9 protein-coding genes are annotated in these 14,645 nt (G+C 62.3%); 4 read left to right on the top strand and 5 right to left on the bottom strand.

The genetic code is table 11. The annotated features are described in order from the left end of the window. Positions 1–14 precede the first annotated feature (14 nt). Positions 15–977: an alpha/beta hydrolase gene (locus FKZ61_RS00780; RefSeq protein WP_141608153.1), complete on the top strand. Its 963-nt coding sequence runs from the start codon at positions 15–17 to the stop codon at positions 975–977. Between the two features lie 125 nt (positions 978–1,102). Continuing rightward, positions 1,103–1,624 carry a GNAT family N-acetyltransferase gene (locus FKZ61_RS00775; protein ID WP_141608152.1) on the top strand — a complete coding sequence of 174 codons (522 nt, stop codon included), beginning with the start codon at positions 1,103–1,105 and terminating at the stop codon, positions 1,622–1,624. A 183-nt stretch (positions 1,625–1,807) separates the two neighbouring features. On the opposite strand, the gene FKZ61_RS00770 is transcribed toward FKZ61_RS00775, so the two are convergent. From FKZ61_RS00770 to FKZ61_RS00755, 4 genes are all read right to left on the bottom strand, one after another. Further along, complete coding sequence (locus tag FKZ61_RS00770; protein WP_141608151.1) at positions 1,808–2,035, bottom strand: type II toxin-antitoxin system Phd/YefM family antitoxin; 228 nt, start codon at positions 2,033–2,035, stop codon at positions 1,808–1,810. Then, on the bottom strand, positions 2,032–2,430 hold the full coding sequence (locus FKZ61_RS00765; RefSeq protein ID WP_141608150.1) for a type II toxin-antitoxin system VapC family toxin: 399 nt from the start codon (positions 2,428–2,430) through the stop codon (positions 2,032–2,034). Before FKZ61_RS00765 ends, FKZ61_RS00770 begins: the two co-directional genes overlap by 4 nt. A 420-nt stretch (positions 2,431–2,850) precedes the next feature. Then, on the bottom strand, positions 2,851–3,924 hold the full coding sequence (locus FKZ61_RS00760) for a YbgA family protein (protein WP_141608149.1): 1,074 nt from the start codon (positions 3,922–3,924) through the stop codon (positions 2,851–2,853). Positions 3,925–3,933: 9 nt separating this feature from the next. Beyond that, positions 3,934–4,866: a phytoene/squalene synthase family protein gene (locus FKZ61_RS00755; protein ID WP_141608148.1), complete on the bottom strand. Its 933-nt coding sequence runs from the start codon at positions 4,864–4,866 to the stop codon at positions 3,934–3,936. Between the two features lie 445 nt (positions 4,867–5,311). Here FKZ61_RS00755 and FKZ61_RS00750 point away from each other — a divergent pair, with 445 nt between their 5' ends. Next, the gene (locus tag FKZ61_RS00750; protein ID WP_170199017.1) at positions 5,312–10,699 is read left to right on the top strand and encodes an Ig-like domain-containing protein; all 5,388 of its coding nucleotides are present in this window, start codon (positions 5,312–5,314) and stop codon (positions 10,697–10,699) included. A gap of 144 nt (positions 10,700–10,843) precedes the next feature. On the opposite strand, the gene FKZ61_RS00745 is transcribed toward FKZ61_RS00750, so the two are convergent. Beyond that, positions 10,844–12,598 (bottom strand): alpha/beta hydrolase family protein, encoded by a 1,755-nt coding sequence (locus FKZ61_RS00745; protein ID WP_141608146.1) that lies wholly within the window; start codon positions 12,596–12,598, stop codon positions 10,844–10,846. Positions 12,599–12,842: 244 nt separating this feature from the next. On the opposite strand from FKZ61_RS00745, the gene FKZ61_RS00740 reads away from it, so the two are divergent. Continuing rightward, on the top strand, positions 12,843–14,585 hold the full coding sequence (locus FKZ61_RS00740) for a potassium/proton antiporter (RefSeq protein WP_211358340.1): 1,743 nt from the start codon (positions 12,843–12,845) through the stop codon (positions 14,583–14,585). Positions 14,586–14,645: the final 60 nt, after the last annotated feature.

The raw sequence follows: 14,645 nt of genomic DNA, 5'->3' as shown, positions 1-14,645 counted from the left end.
ATAGGAGGAAACCCATGCATCCCATCCGTGATCCAGAGCTGGCGGCCGGACTGGCCGCGTTTGAACAACTGGTGCCCGGTGGCATCAACCTGGATGACATCCCTGCCGCTCGGCGCTTTCTGGCCGAGATGAACGCAGCCATGGCGGCCGAAGCGCCACCTATCCCCGGCGTGGTGAGCCGCGATGAACACGCCCCTGGCCCGGCGGGCGCGCCCGATGTGATGGTCCGGGTCTACGAGCCGGAAGACCGGCCCGAAATCTTGCCTGCCCTGCTGTGGATCCACGGGGGCGGTTATGTGCTGGGCAGCGTCGAACAGGATGACCTCAAGGCAAAGAGCCTGGCCCTTTCGTTGAACTGCGTGGTAGCTTCAGTGGAGTATCGTTTGGCGCCGGAACATCCGTTCCCCGCGCCCCTGGAAGATTGCTACGCCGCCCTCAAATGGCTGGCTGCCAGTGCGGATCAACTTGGCGTCAACCCGAAGCGCATTGCCATCGGCGGGGCCAGCGCCGGCGGCGGACTGGCCGCGGGGCTGGGGCTGCTGGCCCGGGATCGGGGCGAGGTAGACGTCTGCTACCAGCTGCTCATCTACCCCATGCTCGATGACACCAATGTGAAACCGGCCGGGCCGGGGACGCCCGACGCCCCCCTCTGGACCCGGGCCAACAACCTGATCGGATGGCGTTCGTACCTGGGGCAGGAGCCCGGCAGTGAGGGGATTTCGACATACGCTGCGCCCTTCCGTGCCCAGGATGTGAGCGGCCTGCCGCCCACCTTCGTCGGCGTGGGCACACCCGACCTCTTCCGGGACGAGGATATCGCGTACGCCCAGCGGCTGATGCAGGCCGGCGTCCCCACCGAGCTTCACGTCTATGCAGACGGCTTTCACGCCTTTGACCTCTTTGCCCCCGAGTCCGACGCCGCCCAGCGCTTTACCGCGGAGTACACCCGGCTTCTCAAGCGCGCGCTGCACAGCTAGTACAGCCCGGCAGAAATCGGGCGGCACTCCCTCTGGTGGATACTATCGGCGAATTTCTGCCGTGGTATTGACGCCAGACTGTACTGGTGCAGCCCGACAGATGGAGAGAATTTCACCTGTTCGTCATGATCACTGTTCGACTCTTTCATCCTGTGGACTGGCCCGACGTCTGGCGTATCCTGGAGCCGGTCTTCCGCGCCGGCGAAACCTACAGCTTTGCCAGGGATATTTCTGAGGAAGAAGCGCACAGGCACTGGGTAGAGATCCCTGCTGCCACCTTTGTGGCCCAAGATGAAGACGGCCAGATTCTTGGCACCTACTACATCAAACCCAATCAACCAGGACAGGGATCCCACGTCTGCAACTGTGGCTATGTGGTAGGTCAGCATGCCCGGGGTCGGGGCATCGCGTCCACCATGTGTCAGCATTCGCAGGAGGAAGCCCGTCGCCGTGGCTTTCGGGCCATGCAGTTCAACCTGGTTGTGTCCACCAACCAGGGCGCTGTGCGTCTCTGGCAAAAGCTCGGTTTCGAGATCGTCGGTACCCTGCCGGAAGCTTTCCGGCACCCAACATATGGCTATGTAGATGCCTATGTCATGTACAAGCTGCTTGTCCCCTCAGTACGCAGGTCACACAAGGATATGTGACAACGGGCAAGCAGCCCTGTCCGGCCGGGGAGCGAGGCGTCCCCATCCATCGGAATCAATTCATGCAGGGCGGGCTACCAGCCCGCCCTGTCGGTTTCAAACAGGCATCATATCGCGCGACGGGGATCATTCCAACCGTTGGGGGAAAACAGATATCGGGCTGTACGCTCCGAACCTGTGCACTCACGGGTTCGGGGTGCGTCTGCCTTCGTGCACAAAGGCGATAATCTCGTCGGCGTTGAGATTCAGCTCTATTCCCTCCACATCCAGGGGCGAATTCTGTGGGCTTTGGGGTTTTACGACGAAAACCTGTCCGTCCTTGCGCTTGATGAGAACCGCCCCTTCCTGCAAGGCTTTGTCCAGCAGGGTGGCCAATTTCTGACGAGCTTCGCTGTACGTGTAGACATTCATGGCTCCACCTCTATCACGTTCACTCCTTGCATCTGTGCCAGTCGAACCAAATTTTGATCCAGAGAAAGTAGGGGAGCGTTGTATTTCAAGGCACAGCAGATCAAGTAAGCATCGTAAGCATAGATGTTCAACTCAGCAGCGATTTTTAGCGATTTCTCCAATTCGATTTCGGCAAAACGTATCGGGATGTTTTGGTAGATCGCAATGGCCCGAATCGCTTGATGCAAGGTGATTCGTCCCTTCTTGAGGATTGCGGAGAACGCATTCCCGATTTCCCAATGGATTGAAAAAGGGGCGATTAAGTCTGCGCCAGTGGTGAGAGTGATAAGTCTTTGTTTTTGAGGTTCATTGGCGATAACGGCGATGATGACTGATGCGTCGACCACGACTTCCATAACTGGCGCCCCCTTTTCACTCCATTATGTACAATTGTGGCTCTACTGCACAAAGGTCAAGTCAGGACGCGGACCCACGCAGATGAACGCTGATTCGGGTTACTCTTTCCTGCGTTTCTTTGCGCCTCTGCGCCTTTGCGTTTAAAAATGCCCTTTTTGCAGGGGAGTCATGTACAATTGTACCACTATTGTGCATGTACATAAATGTTGCTGCAAATCCGGCACAGCCGACGTGACGTAGCTGCCTGATCCTTTCCCTCCCTATTTCCGCTCCTCCAACAGAACCCGCCTGGGCACGTGGACGCATCCACACAGTGCGCCACTATGGAGGACGGCTGTCAAAGGATTCGTGGGAAATGTCACAGCGCCGACCTTTTAGGTCGGCGCTGTGTTTGTGGCCGGTGATTTGATGGCGGTCCGTCAGGCGGAGCGTCCTTTGCCGGAGTCGTTCAGATCCACCAGCGGGGTGGGGAAGGGGTGAAAGAGGGCCTGGCCGGCCAGGTAGGGATCCTGAAAGCGGACCACCCAGGCCCGCAACACCCCCACCGGCGTGCTCAGGGGCAACCGCCCCTCCCGATATTCGTTCAACATCTCCAAAAAGTAGCCTTTTTCCCTGGGGTGGAGCTGGCGAGAGAAGTAGCCCAGGGCGTGCATCAGTACATTCACCATGGCCGGGCGGGCCGGTGGCTGCTGAAACGCCCATTGCAGGGCCGTGCGATAGCGGGCCACCACCACAGGGAAGGAGAGGCGAGCGTGGTTGGCTACGATGCGGCCCAATTCCCGCGTCCGGAGCTGGTCCAGCCCCATGAGGAGCAGCTTGTAGCGGCTGTGGAACTCCACCAGCGCGGCCATCTTCCCGCTTGCCTCCACCTGGCGCAGGCGGGCCAGGGCGAAGATGACGGTGAAGAAATGCTCCCGGATGGCCCGGTTGGTCAGCCGGCCTTCATCCTCCACCGGCAGCAGAGGGAAGCGTGCCAGCACCGCGGCGCCGAAGAGCCCCGGGCGTCGGCCTGGGGCGCCACCCCTGGCCCCTGCTTCCACATGGACCCGGGCGTCCTGAATGGCGCAGGAGGGCGAGCGGTTCTTCAGGATGAAACCATCCACCGGCGGCAGGCTGCCCAGGAAGGTGGTGCTGAACTCCGCCATGGCCTGGGTCAGATCCCGGCCGGTGTCGGGCTGGACCAGCCGGATCTCCCCTTCGCCTTGCACCAGGCGGACGGGCGGCCGGGGCACACCCAGGCCGATCTCCACCTCCGGGCAGATGGGCACGAACTCCACATAGTCCTGCAGGGATGCGATGATGCTGTTGGGAATGAGGCTGCCGTCGTAGCGGCAGTGGTGAAAATTCAGGCAGCGGCTGACCACCAGCCTGGGACGGGGGAAGGACCAGGCCGTACTCTCGGTTGTGGCTGCCGGCCTGGGGCGGCCGGATACCGGGGAAGCAGGGGGCAACGTCTCCGGCGGCTGGGACTCGGGACGTGGGTCGGTTTGCATGGGATTTCCCTATTTGTGAAGAAGCCAGAGACGGGCCACCCGCCGCACCTTGGCCCATGTGCCGATGTGGGCGCGACGGCTGAACACGTCGTAATCGTGGGCCTCGATGTCGTCCAGGATGGCCCGGTAGAGGTCGGCGGCCGCAGCTATGGCCAGGCGTCCATCGGGGTTCAGCAGGCGAATCCCCGGCCAGGCCTCGGCGTAGAGGCGACGGTTGCGGGCAATCTGCATCTGCATGAAGGCCCGCCAGGCTGGCGTCACCACCCCCCGGGCCAGGTCGGTTTCATCCAGGCCAAAGGCCGCCAGTTCTGCCTGGGGCAGGTAAATCCGGCCGTTGCGGTAGTCCTCGGCCACATCCCGCAGGATGTTGGTGAGCTGGAGGGCCACCCCCAGCTTCACCGCGTAGGGGACAGCTTCGGGGCCGGCGAAGCCGACGATGTGCATGCTCATCAACCCCACGGTGGATGCCACCCCATAGCAGTAGACGGCCAGGTCGGCGAAGGTCTCGTAGCGGTGCTGGTAGAGATCCCGGGAGACGCCGTGGATGAGCTGGCGGGCGTAGGCGTCCGGCACGGCGTGGCGCACCCGGGTATCGGCCCAGGCCCAGGGCACGGGGTCGTCGGGATCGGGGTGGGCCAGGCGCTGTTCCCAGGCTTCCAGTTGCCGGGTGGGCTCGCCCTGGGGCCGGTCCACCAGGTCGTCGGTGGTGCGACAGAAGGCGTAGAGGGCGCGGATGGCCTGCCGCTTCGCCGGGGGCAGGAGGGCCGAAGCCCAGGTAAAGGAGCGGCTGTGTCGGGCGGCGATCCGGGCACAGTGGCGGTAGGCCCGGCGCAGGGTCGGGTCCGACGGGATGGGCTGGCTCGACCGGGGCAGGTGAAGGGCCAGGTGGGGCAGGGCCTGCTGGAGCAGACGCTCCTCCCAGGCGGAAGTTTGGGCAGTCACGGTTTCCCCCTGCTTTGAAGAGAACGTGGAACTTGACGGCAAGGATCGGCAACTGTTTCCCGTGGGGGCATCCCATGGCGGACTGGAAACTCCCTGTACCTGCTGCATCTTGGGGTGCCATGGCGGATCTGGCCGTCGAGTTCCGTGATTCGGTCACGTGGCCCTATCTTAGCACGTTGTTATGGTTTTGTCAATGTTTTGAAATGGTTTTGGGTGAGCCCTGCCAAACTGGACCATGGAGAGCGTGGCATGGGCCCTGATGGCCGAAAGCAGGCGCCCGCTTGACGGGCCGCTGCGTAGGCAAATGGTCTGAATTTGGTCCAACATGCCGGGGAGGCCTTCCTATAATGGTTGCAGGCATCTGCATGCCCGTGGATCGCCATGCCCCATCGGTCTCCCACCGCTTATCCCTCTGCGTTTCTTTTTCCCTGAAGGAGGAAAAAACATGGTACGTCGAATGAGGGGTGCCGTGTTGCTCGCCCTGATTTTCTTGATCTGTCAGGTGGGGAGACCTGTCTCTGCCCAGGAGGATATCCACCTGCCCGCTTTCGTCACCAATGCCTACCTGGACCCAGGCTGGCCGGAACCGCGGCGCCCGAAGCTGTACGTCACCTTCGACCGGCCCATGGATCCGGCCAGCGTGGCGGCTGCCCTGGGCACGGAGCCGGCCTCGACCCTGTCCCTGCACTGGCAAAATCTCACCCTGATCGCGTCGGTGGATTCTCCCCTCATCCCCGGCGTGGAGTACCATTTCCGTTTAGCCGGTACGGCTGCTGACCTCCAGGGGGATCGCATGGGCGATGGTCTGGCGCTCTCGTACACCCCGCCAGAGGTTCTCTCCTACGCCAGCTATCCCACCCTGTTGGCCCGGGATGCGCCCGTGGTCCTGGTCTTTAACTACGCCATGGATCCCGAGAGCGTCCGGCAGAGCCTGTCCACCGAGCCGCCCATGGACTTCGACTGGAGCTGGAGCGACGACGGCCACATGCTCACTCTGACGCCGGTGGCGCCCCTTCCGCCTGAGCTGGATTTTGTTCTCCGCTTTCAACACGGCCTCCAGGACAGCCAGGGGGAGCCCATGCCCGCTCCGCCGGCCATCTCCTTTACCACACCGCCCCCCATCCTGCGCACCTACCCACTGGATGGCGAATGGGTTCACCCGGCTGCGGCGGTGGAAATGGAGTTCGAGGGAGCCATGGATCCCGCCAGCACCGAAGCGGCTTTTCATATTACTCCTGCTGTCCCCGGCGGCTTCTCCTGGCAGGACAATACCTTGATCTTCCGCCCTGAACAGGACTATCTGGCCGAACACACCACCTACACCGTCACCCTGGCCACGACGGCCCTGACAGCAGACAGCCAGCCCCTCCTGCGCCGCCCCTTTTCCTGGTCGTTCAACACCACCGGGCGGGACAATGTGGCCCATTTTGGCTGGGGCGCCAATGCCCAGGTGGTGGATGCAGATGGCCGTCGGGCGATCCAGTTCTCTGTGCTCAATCAACTGCCTATCCCTGTTCAGTTCGAGCTGTACCGGTTGGAGCTTCCCCAATTCCTGGATCGCTACGCTTCCGGGTTTCGGGGCGTGGCCGGATACGAAGATCTCCTGATCGATTTCGCAGATCTGCCCCTGGAAACCCGTTGGGAGCAATCTGTCGCCCGCCGGTCCACCGCCCAGTACGCAGACTTCGCCCAGGAAACCCAGATCCCGCCCACTGTGGCGCCCGGCCTGTACCTCCTGAACCTGACGGCTGGCCAGGTGAACGATCAGCTCCTGGTGATCCTGAGCCGGCATGTCCTGGTGATCAAACAGGCCGAAGGCCAGATGGTGGCTTGGGTGACGGATATCAACGGGGCGCCAGCGGCAAACGCCGACGTGGAAATCTACGCCCGGGATGGGTCCCGGCTGGCCCAGGGCAGGGCCGACGCCCACGGCCTCTATCGGACGGCCCTGGCGCAAGATCCCCAGCCCCTCATGGTGATTGCCCGGGTGGCCGATGACGTGACCGCCATCGGCCTGAGCCCCGAGTGGCAGAGCCGAGGGGATCTGGGGTGGGGATGGTGGGAGCCGGCACCGGCCGCGCAGCGCTACGCTGTCCATACCTACACCGAGCGCCCCATCTATCGCCCGGGACAGACGGTGTTTTTTAAGACCATTGTCCGACAGGATGACGACGCGGTCATCGGCCTGCCACCTGGCGGCACGCCCCTCATCGCCCGCCTGCGGGACGCCCGCAACAACCTGGTCCAGAGCCTGGAGCTGACCACAAATGGCTTCGGGACTGCCCATGGCGCCTTCCAGCTGGCCGAGGGGGCCATGCTGGGCGACTACCAGGTGGAGATCGCCCTGGATGGCGAAAACCACCGCCAGACATTCAAGGTCCAGGATTACCGCAAGCCGGACTACGCCGTGGCGGTGGAAACCCATGCCGGCCAGCTGGTGGTGGGTGAGATGGTTACGGTGACCCTCTCCGCGGCCTATCTGTTTGGCGAGCCGGTGGCCGATGCTCAGGTGGTCCTCCACCAGTTTGAGCTGGCCCCTCGCCAGTGGTGGGACCCGGACACCCGGGAAGCGTACACGTGGTATGAGTCGTCCCAGCCGCCCGTGCACGCGCGTACCGATGCCCAGGGCCGTCTCACCATCACCTTCACTGCCCAGATGGGCAACACAGGGCATCCTGTCTCCTGGCAGGCAGACCTGCTCCAGACCATCTGGGGCGTGGAAGCCAGCGTGGATGACGGCAGCCATCAGACCGGGAGCAGTCTGGCCGTTTTCCATGTCTACAGCGCTGCCGAAGCCCTGACGTTGGAGACGGATGGCTACTTCAAGCAACCCGGCGTGCCCTTCACGGTTACCCTGACGGCGGCAGGCATTGACGGAACGCCGGTGAGCGACCGTGGGGTGGAACTCGCGCTGATCCCCTACGGCCGACCTGGCGCGGAACAGAGGGCATTGACGCCCCAGGCTGGCCTCAATACCGACGGCGAGGGCAAGGTCCAGTTGCCACTGACGGTGGATGAGCCGGGCTATTACGAGTTGCGAGCAGACGCCACCGACAGCCTGGGGAACGCCATCGGCTACAGCACCTGGCTCTATGTCTTCGACCAGACCAGCCCGTGGATCACGTCGAACCAGGGCGACCTGCGCATCCGGGCCCAGCAGGATACCTTCGCACCGGGTGATGTGGCCCGCCTGGTGGTGGAGTCCGCTACCGACGGTCCCGCCCTCTTGACCGTGGAAAGGGGCACCACCCGTCGGGAGCAACTGGTCCAGCTCCACAGCCCGCTCACCGTCGTCGAACTGCCCGTTCAGGCCGACGACGCCCCCAACATCTTTGTCACCATCAGCACCTGGGAGGCCCAGGATACCCGCCTCACCGACGCCACCTGGACCAACTTGCCCGACAGCCGGCTACGCCAGGACCAGGTGGAGCTGCATGTGCCGGTCACCGACAAGACGCTGCGCGTGGCCATCCTGTCCGACGGGGAGCGTTACGGGCCCCGGGAGGAGGCCACCTTCGCTGTCCAGGTGACGGACGAGGCCGGCCAGCCTGTGGTAGCAGAGCTCTCCCTGGCGCTGGTGGATGAGGCCATCTTTGCCCTGAGTGAGGATCTGGCGGGGCCAATTTTCGATGCCTTCTACGCAGAGCGGGAACATGGGGTGCGCACCTACGACGGCATGGCGCTGATACGCTGGCTGGGCGGTGGGGGCGGCGGCGGCGGGGACGGCGGGCTGCTGGCCTCGCCTCGGCGGGATTTCGCCGACACGGCCCTGTGGCTGCCGGCGATTCAGACCGACGCCACAGGCAGGGCCACGGTGACCGTGACCCTGCCGGACAATCTGACCCGCTGGCGCATGACGGTCAAAGCCACGACCGGCCCGGAGACCCAGGTCGGTGAGGCGTACACCCACATCACCACCTGGCAGCCCATTGTGGTCCGCCCCTTGTTGCCTCGTGGGCTGACTGCCGGCGACGAGCTGGCCATCTCCGCCCTCGTCCAGAACCATGACGACCAGGTGCGCCAACTGGCCGTGGGCCTCCAGGGCGACGATGCCCTCCTGGCTCTCCAGGACGCCGTCACCCAGACCCTCCGCCTGGAGCCGGGGGAGGTGAAGGTGGTGGGCTGGCCTGCCCAAGCGCTCATACCCGGCCAGGTGGAGCTGACGGTCTGGGCTGTGGACGAGGCCTCCACCTTGGGCGACAGCGTCGAGCTGCCGCTGGAGATTCGCCCCCTGGCCGTGCCCGAGGTCATCAACCAGGTGGGCCTGGTCGAGGGGGCATTCACGGCGACCGTGCAGCTTCCGCCAGGGGCCCTTGCCATGAGCCAGGTCCGGATCGAGCTGAGTCGCTCCATCGCCGGGAGCATGCTCCAGGGCCTGGAATATCTGACGGGCTTTCCCTATGGCTGTGTCGAACAGACCATGAGCCGGGCCTTGCCGAATGCGGTGGTCGGCCGGGCCCTTCACCAGATCGGCATCGACCATTCAACCCTGGCGGTCGATCTGCCTCTGCTCATCGACGCCGGCGTGCAGCGGCTGTACGGCTACCAGCACAACGACGGCGGTTGGGGCTGGTGGTATGACGACAGCAGCCAGGACTATCAGACGGCCTGGGTGGTCTTTGGGCTGGCCGTCACGGCCGAGGCGGGGTATCCGGTAGATCCCCAGGTGATCGACCGGGGTGTGTCTTGGCTGGCTGCCCATCTGGCGGAAATGGATCTGCGCACCCGTGCCTTTGCCCTGTACAGCATGGCCATGGCCGGCCAGGGGGATCTGGAAGCCACCCGGTCCCTGGCGGCGGAGATGGAACAGCCTGGCTCGCCCCAGGATGCCTTCAGCCAGGCCGCGCTGGCCCTTTCCCTGTATCGACTGGGCCTGGAACCCCTGGCCCAGGAGTGGTTGGATGCCCTCGCGGCGGCCGCCACGGTGGAGGAAGACCATGTCTACTGGTTGAATCCGGCGGAGGACGGCCACTACTACCAGAAGAACATGGCCTCCAGCGTACGCAGCACTGCCCTGGCCCTCAGCGCCTTCGTCCAGATTCGGCCGGGTCATCCCCTGGAAGCTGGCATCGTGCGCTGGCTGATGGCCCAACGCCGGGGCGAGGGATGGGGCAGCACCAATGAGACGGCTTTCACCCTCCTGGCGCTGACGGATCATCTGCTGGCCAATCAGGAAGCGATCCCGGATGCCGGCTACACGGTTCAGTTGAATGGGGAGTCCATAGCCGGCGGGGCGTTGGGGCTCGGTGAACTGACCGGCACGGTGATCATCCCGGCTGGACAGATGGCACCTGGCGACAATCAGGTGGTCCTCCTGGCCACGGCCGGCCCCCTGTACTACACCATTCAGCAGCGCCTGTATCTGCCCCAGGCCGAGATTGGGCCGGCGGGCAATGTGGAAATCCGCCGTCTTTACCTGGACCCGGTCAGCGGTCAGGAAGTGGCGTGGGTGGCCGCGGGGCAGTTGGTGCAGGTTCTGTTAAGTGTGCGGGTGTCGGAGCGGGCCTTTTACCTTCTGGTAGAGGATCGGCTGCCCGGTGGGCTGGAGGCACTGAATGAAGGGCTCAACACAACCAGCCACGTGGCTGCTGATTTCTTGGAGCCGGTTCTGTACTGGCAGGAATATGGGTACAACCACAAGGAGATTTGGGGCGATCGGGTGAGCTTCTTCATCACAGAGCTGAGCCCGGGGTTACACACCTACTCCTACCTGGCCCGGGCCACCCAGGAGGGGCACTTCCTGTCCCTGCCGGCAGAGGCGGCCGCCATGTACGACACGACGACCTGGGGCCGTTCTGCCAGTTCGGTCCTCCGCATCGGGGCCAGCGAGTAGGTCGGAGGGCCCTGCGGGGGATGTTGTTGCGGGGCAATGAATGAGGTTGTTGATCGACGTCGTGAAGGGGCAATACATGGGTGGTGCAGGGAGCGTTCGAAAGGGAACGCTCCCTGCGTCGTTTGTGGGGAAATCTAGCTCTGTCTAGAACGCAAAGTGGATAGCCTGGCTGGCGACTACAATCCAGGTGATGAGCACAGCACTCAGAAAAGCGCCCACGTAAATATGGCCCGTCTTGCGGAAGAAATAGGTTTTGACCAATGCTACGATGGTCATCAATGGCAAGAACTGAAAGGCAATGATCGTCCACAACGGCTCTGCCGGGTTTGCCAATGTGTGACCAGCCAGGAGCGGGATGTACTGGTAGAGCAAGAGGCCGATATAGCCGATCACCATCAACACCCAATTTAGCAGCATCTCCCGACCCATCCCCATATGTTCACGGCGTAATTGACCATGGAGAATCGTACCGGCGACCAAAAAGAAAAATATGAACGGAATCAGATACGAGAGGGAAATGCGAAATTGCAGGGCATTCATCGGTTTAACGGCAAAGACCCAGAACCGATAATCTGTTTTGAAGAAGAAGGCCACCAGCAGTAAAGAGACATACCCGGCCAGCGCAACCAAAAAGGCCAGCAGGAAAGACTTACCGACCTTACGCCACAGAATTTTCCTCCCCCAAGTTATCCCGTAATGGTCTCCGTTGGGGTTTGTAGCGCGGTTTAGGGCGAAATGCCACAACAGGAATAGTACCAGGGAAATAACCCCCAAAAGCGTGGTCCAAATGATAACTTGGGTGGTGATGTTCTGTGGAAAGAGGGCACTGGCCTGCCACCCCAGCACTTCAAACAACCCCTTAAACGGAAACAGGGTCAAGGGCGGCAGAATGACAAAGATGAGCGCGGCTACCCACCAGCCAATCCCCTTGGCGGCTTTGGCGGGCGCCGGCTGCTCGAGCAGTTCGGAAAAGAAACGTGTTTGGAGCAAGATCATGCCGGCGGCGAACAACAGCAGGACCATACCTATCAGGGCCACCAGGTTGCCGATTTCTTTCCAGTACCAGATTTGGTTGGAAGGGGGAATAGGCTGGCCTCCGTCCAGCGTCCTCTGAAACCAGTCAATGGCATGGCCAATGGCCTGAGTCGATAGATGGTCGCCAGGGTGGGTAACCGGTGGTTGATACAGGATACGCGCGGTGCCATCTTCAATGGAGCCGTAAAGTTGGCCTGGAACAACGTTTTCGTCGGTGCCAAAGAGGGTCTTCAGCTTGTCCGTGGCAACAATATCGACCGGAACTGGAGCGCCCCACATCAAGGCCGAAAATTCGTCATATTTGGAGAAGACCACGGCCAAATTGCGGGGAAAGGTCGGCGTACCGTCCGGGGCGCCAAAGGTGCCGGTGGACGAACCTTCCAACACGATGGATTTGTATCCATCTGGATAGGTTGCTGCGGCAATGAGCGACGCCCAACCACCCATGGAGTGCCCTTCCAGGCCAATGTTGTTTTGATCGACAATGTCAAGGGTATGCATGAACGCGAGAGCCGGTGGCCCGCCAAACCCATTGGCGAAAGCAGGCGGATCTGAGTATCCATGACCAGTTTGATCCACTGCCAGGACCACATAACCACGTCGTGCAAATTCGATGGCGAATCCAGCTTGGGTCTCATTGGTGTTAATGTAGCCATGGATGGCAACGATGCCGGGAGCCGGATTCTCTTTCGTGACACCCTTGGGAATGTACAGGGTCGCGTTTTGTACGATGCCGTTCGACCCGGCAAAACGAACATTTTTGATTGCTACCTGACCTCCGTTTGTTTGAACCAGCCAGGCCGTTGTACTGCCGATCAGGATCAAAGCCAAAGCAAGAATCAAGATCTTGGTACTGAGCTTCACAAGGCCTTTCCTTTCGCGTCATGATTTCCATATTGGCATCAGCGTGGACAGAGCAACTGCTCCTCTTCGGGTATTTGCCAGGGGGCAAGAATTTCAGCAGTCCCAACGAGCAGCCGTCTTGCCCGAAATTTTATCATAGCCCTGCCACAGGTGGCGGAGCAAGTGTCGAATATGATGATGAAATAATGAAATTGCCGGTCAACTAGTTGGGGCAGGATGTGGTAAACTGGTAGCCATGGGCTCCATGAACGCGATGATGCTCCTGGCAGGGATTCTGCTTCTTCTTGGTATCGCGTCCAGCAAGTTCTCGGCGCGGCTGGGGATGCCCATGCTGGTGTTGTTTCTAGCCGTGGGGATGTTGGCCGGCTCCGAGGGGCTGGGTGGAATTCCGTTCGAAGATTACAGCCTTGCCAACAGCGTAGGAAGCGTGGCGCTTGCGCTCATCCTTTTCGACGGTGGGCTCCGCACGTCGCTGGCCTCCCTCCGTTTAGCATGGCGCCCGGCCCTCTCGCTGGCCACAGTGGGTGTCCTCCTGACCTCGGTGTTAACGGGCCTCGCGGCCATGTGGATATTAGATGTGCCGCTGCTCTATGGGATGCTCCTGGGCGGCATCATCAGCTCCACCGACGCTGCGGCGGTCTTCTCCATCCTCCGCACAAGTGGGGTCAAGTTGCCGGAGCGGTTGGCGGCCACCCTCGAAGTGGAGAGCGGCTCCAATGACCCCATGGCCATTTTTCTGACCCTGGGCCTGGTGGGAATTATCACCGGCACGGCCAGTTCGGCAGCGGCCCTCTTTCTCTTGTTTCTCCTCCAGTTTGGTGTTGGCGCGGCTGTAGGAATCGGCATGGGCCGTGTCGCAGCATGGGCCATCAACTACATGAATCTCGACTACCCGGGACTCTATCCGCTCCTCGCGCTGGCTTTCAGCTTGCTCGTCTTTGGCCTGGCGGCCGTGCTGGGCGGAAGTGGCTTTCTCGCCGTATACCTGGCCGGGATCGTGCTGGGCAATAGCCCTATCGTATTTCGGCGTGGCATTCGGTTTTTCCACGACGCAGCCGCGTGGTTGGGGCAGATTGTGCTGTTCGTGATGTTGGGGCTGCTGAGCTTTCCGAGCCGTTTGCTCGCCGTCGCAGGCAGTGGGTTGCTGATCGCCCTCGTGCTGATCCTGGTTGCCCGCCCCCTGGCCGTGACCATCTCTGTCTTCCCCTTCGGCTTCCGGCTGCGCGAACTGGCTTTTATCTCGTGGGTAGGTTTGAAAGGGGCCGTCCCCATCACCCTGGCCACCTTCCCCCTCATGGCAGGCATACCGGGGAGCGAAGCCCTTTTCAATGTCGTCTTCTTCGTCGTGCTCGTCTCTGCCATCACCCAGGGGTGGTCGCTGACCCTCGTGGCGCGCTGGCTCAAGCTCGCCCGCCCGGCAGATCCGGCACCGCCGGTTTCCGTGGAGATCAACGCACTGCGGCACGTGGACGGCGAGATTGTAGAATACACGGTGGCCCCTACGGCGCGCGTGGCTGGTCAACTCCTCCGCAACCTGGCCCTGCCAGACGAGGTCGTCGTCACCCTCATCGTCCGGGGCGAAAAGGTGATCATCCCGCGTGGAGCCACGGTCCTTCAACCGGGCGACCACGTGTTCGTCGCCATGCGGACCCGGATCAAGCCGCTGATGGATCAACTCTTCGACCCCGAAGCCGGGGCGTTGTCCTTCGCCCCTGACCTCCAGCTCAGCTTCCATGCCGAGAGCACGGTCGGGCAGATCTGCCGCTTTTTCGGCTTGCCCTGCCCCATGGAATCCACCGTGCCGGTGGGTTCGCTGTTGCCGCCAGACGGCACAGGCCGCCGTGCCCGGCTGGGCCCCTTCCTGATCGCACCGGGCGATGAGCCGGACCGCGTGACCCTCATCTACGCCCCCGATGCGGAGACTGTCGGTGCCGGAAATTCCCACTCGCCGGCATTGCCGGGAGACATCGGGGCGACCCTTCGGTAGGTACTGTCCCCTACCGATGGCCGGTTATGGATTCACCCCAACGGTGTGGACCCCTTCCCC

Source organism: Litorilinea aerophila (assembly GCF_006569185.2).
Taxonomy (GTDB): Bacteria; Chloroflexota; Anaerolineae; order Caldilineales; family Caldilineaceae; genus Litorilinea; species Litorilinea aerophila.
This window is presented reverse-complemented; position numbering and strand designations above follow the sequence as displayed.

Excerpts from the sequence above, each read along its gene's own strand:
- FKZ61_RS00780 (WP_141608153.1), top strand. The coding sequence starts at position 15 with ATGCATCCCATCCGTGATCCAGAGCTGGCGGCCGGACTGGCCGCGTTT.
- FKZ61_RS00775 (WP_141608152.1), top strand. The coding sequence starts at position 1,103 with ATGATCACTGTTCGACTCTTTCATCCTGTGGACTGGCCCGACGTCTGG.
- FKZ61_RS00770 (WP_141608151.1), bottom strand. The coding sequence starts at position 2,035 with ATGAATGTCTACACGTACAGCGAAGCTCGTCAGAAATTGGCCACCCTG.
- FKZ61_RS00765 (WP_141608150.1), bottom strand. The coding sequence starts at position 2,430 with ATGGAAGTCGTGGTCGACGCATCAGTCATCATCGCCGTTATCGCCAAT.
- FKZ61_RS00760 (WP_141608149.1), bottom strand. The coding sequence starts at position 3,924 with ATGCAAACCGACCCACGTCCCGAGTCCCAGCCGCCGGAGACGTTGCCC.
- FKZ61_RS00750 (WP_170199017.1), top strand. The coding sequence starts at position 5,312 with ATGGTACGTCGAATGAGGGGTGCCGTGTTGCTCGCCCTGATTTTCTTG.
- FKZ61_RS00740 (WP_211358340.1), top strand. The coding sequence starts at position 12,843 with ATGAACGCGATGATGCTCCTGGCAGGGATTCTGCTTCTTCTTGGTATC.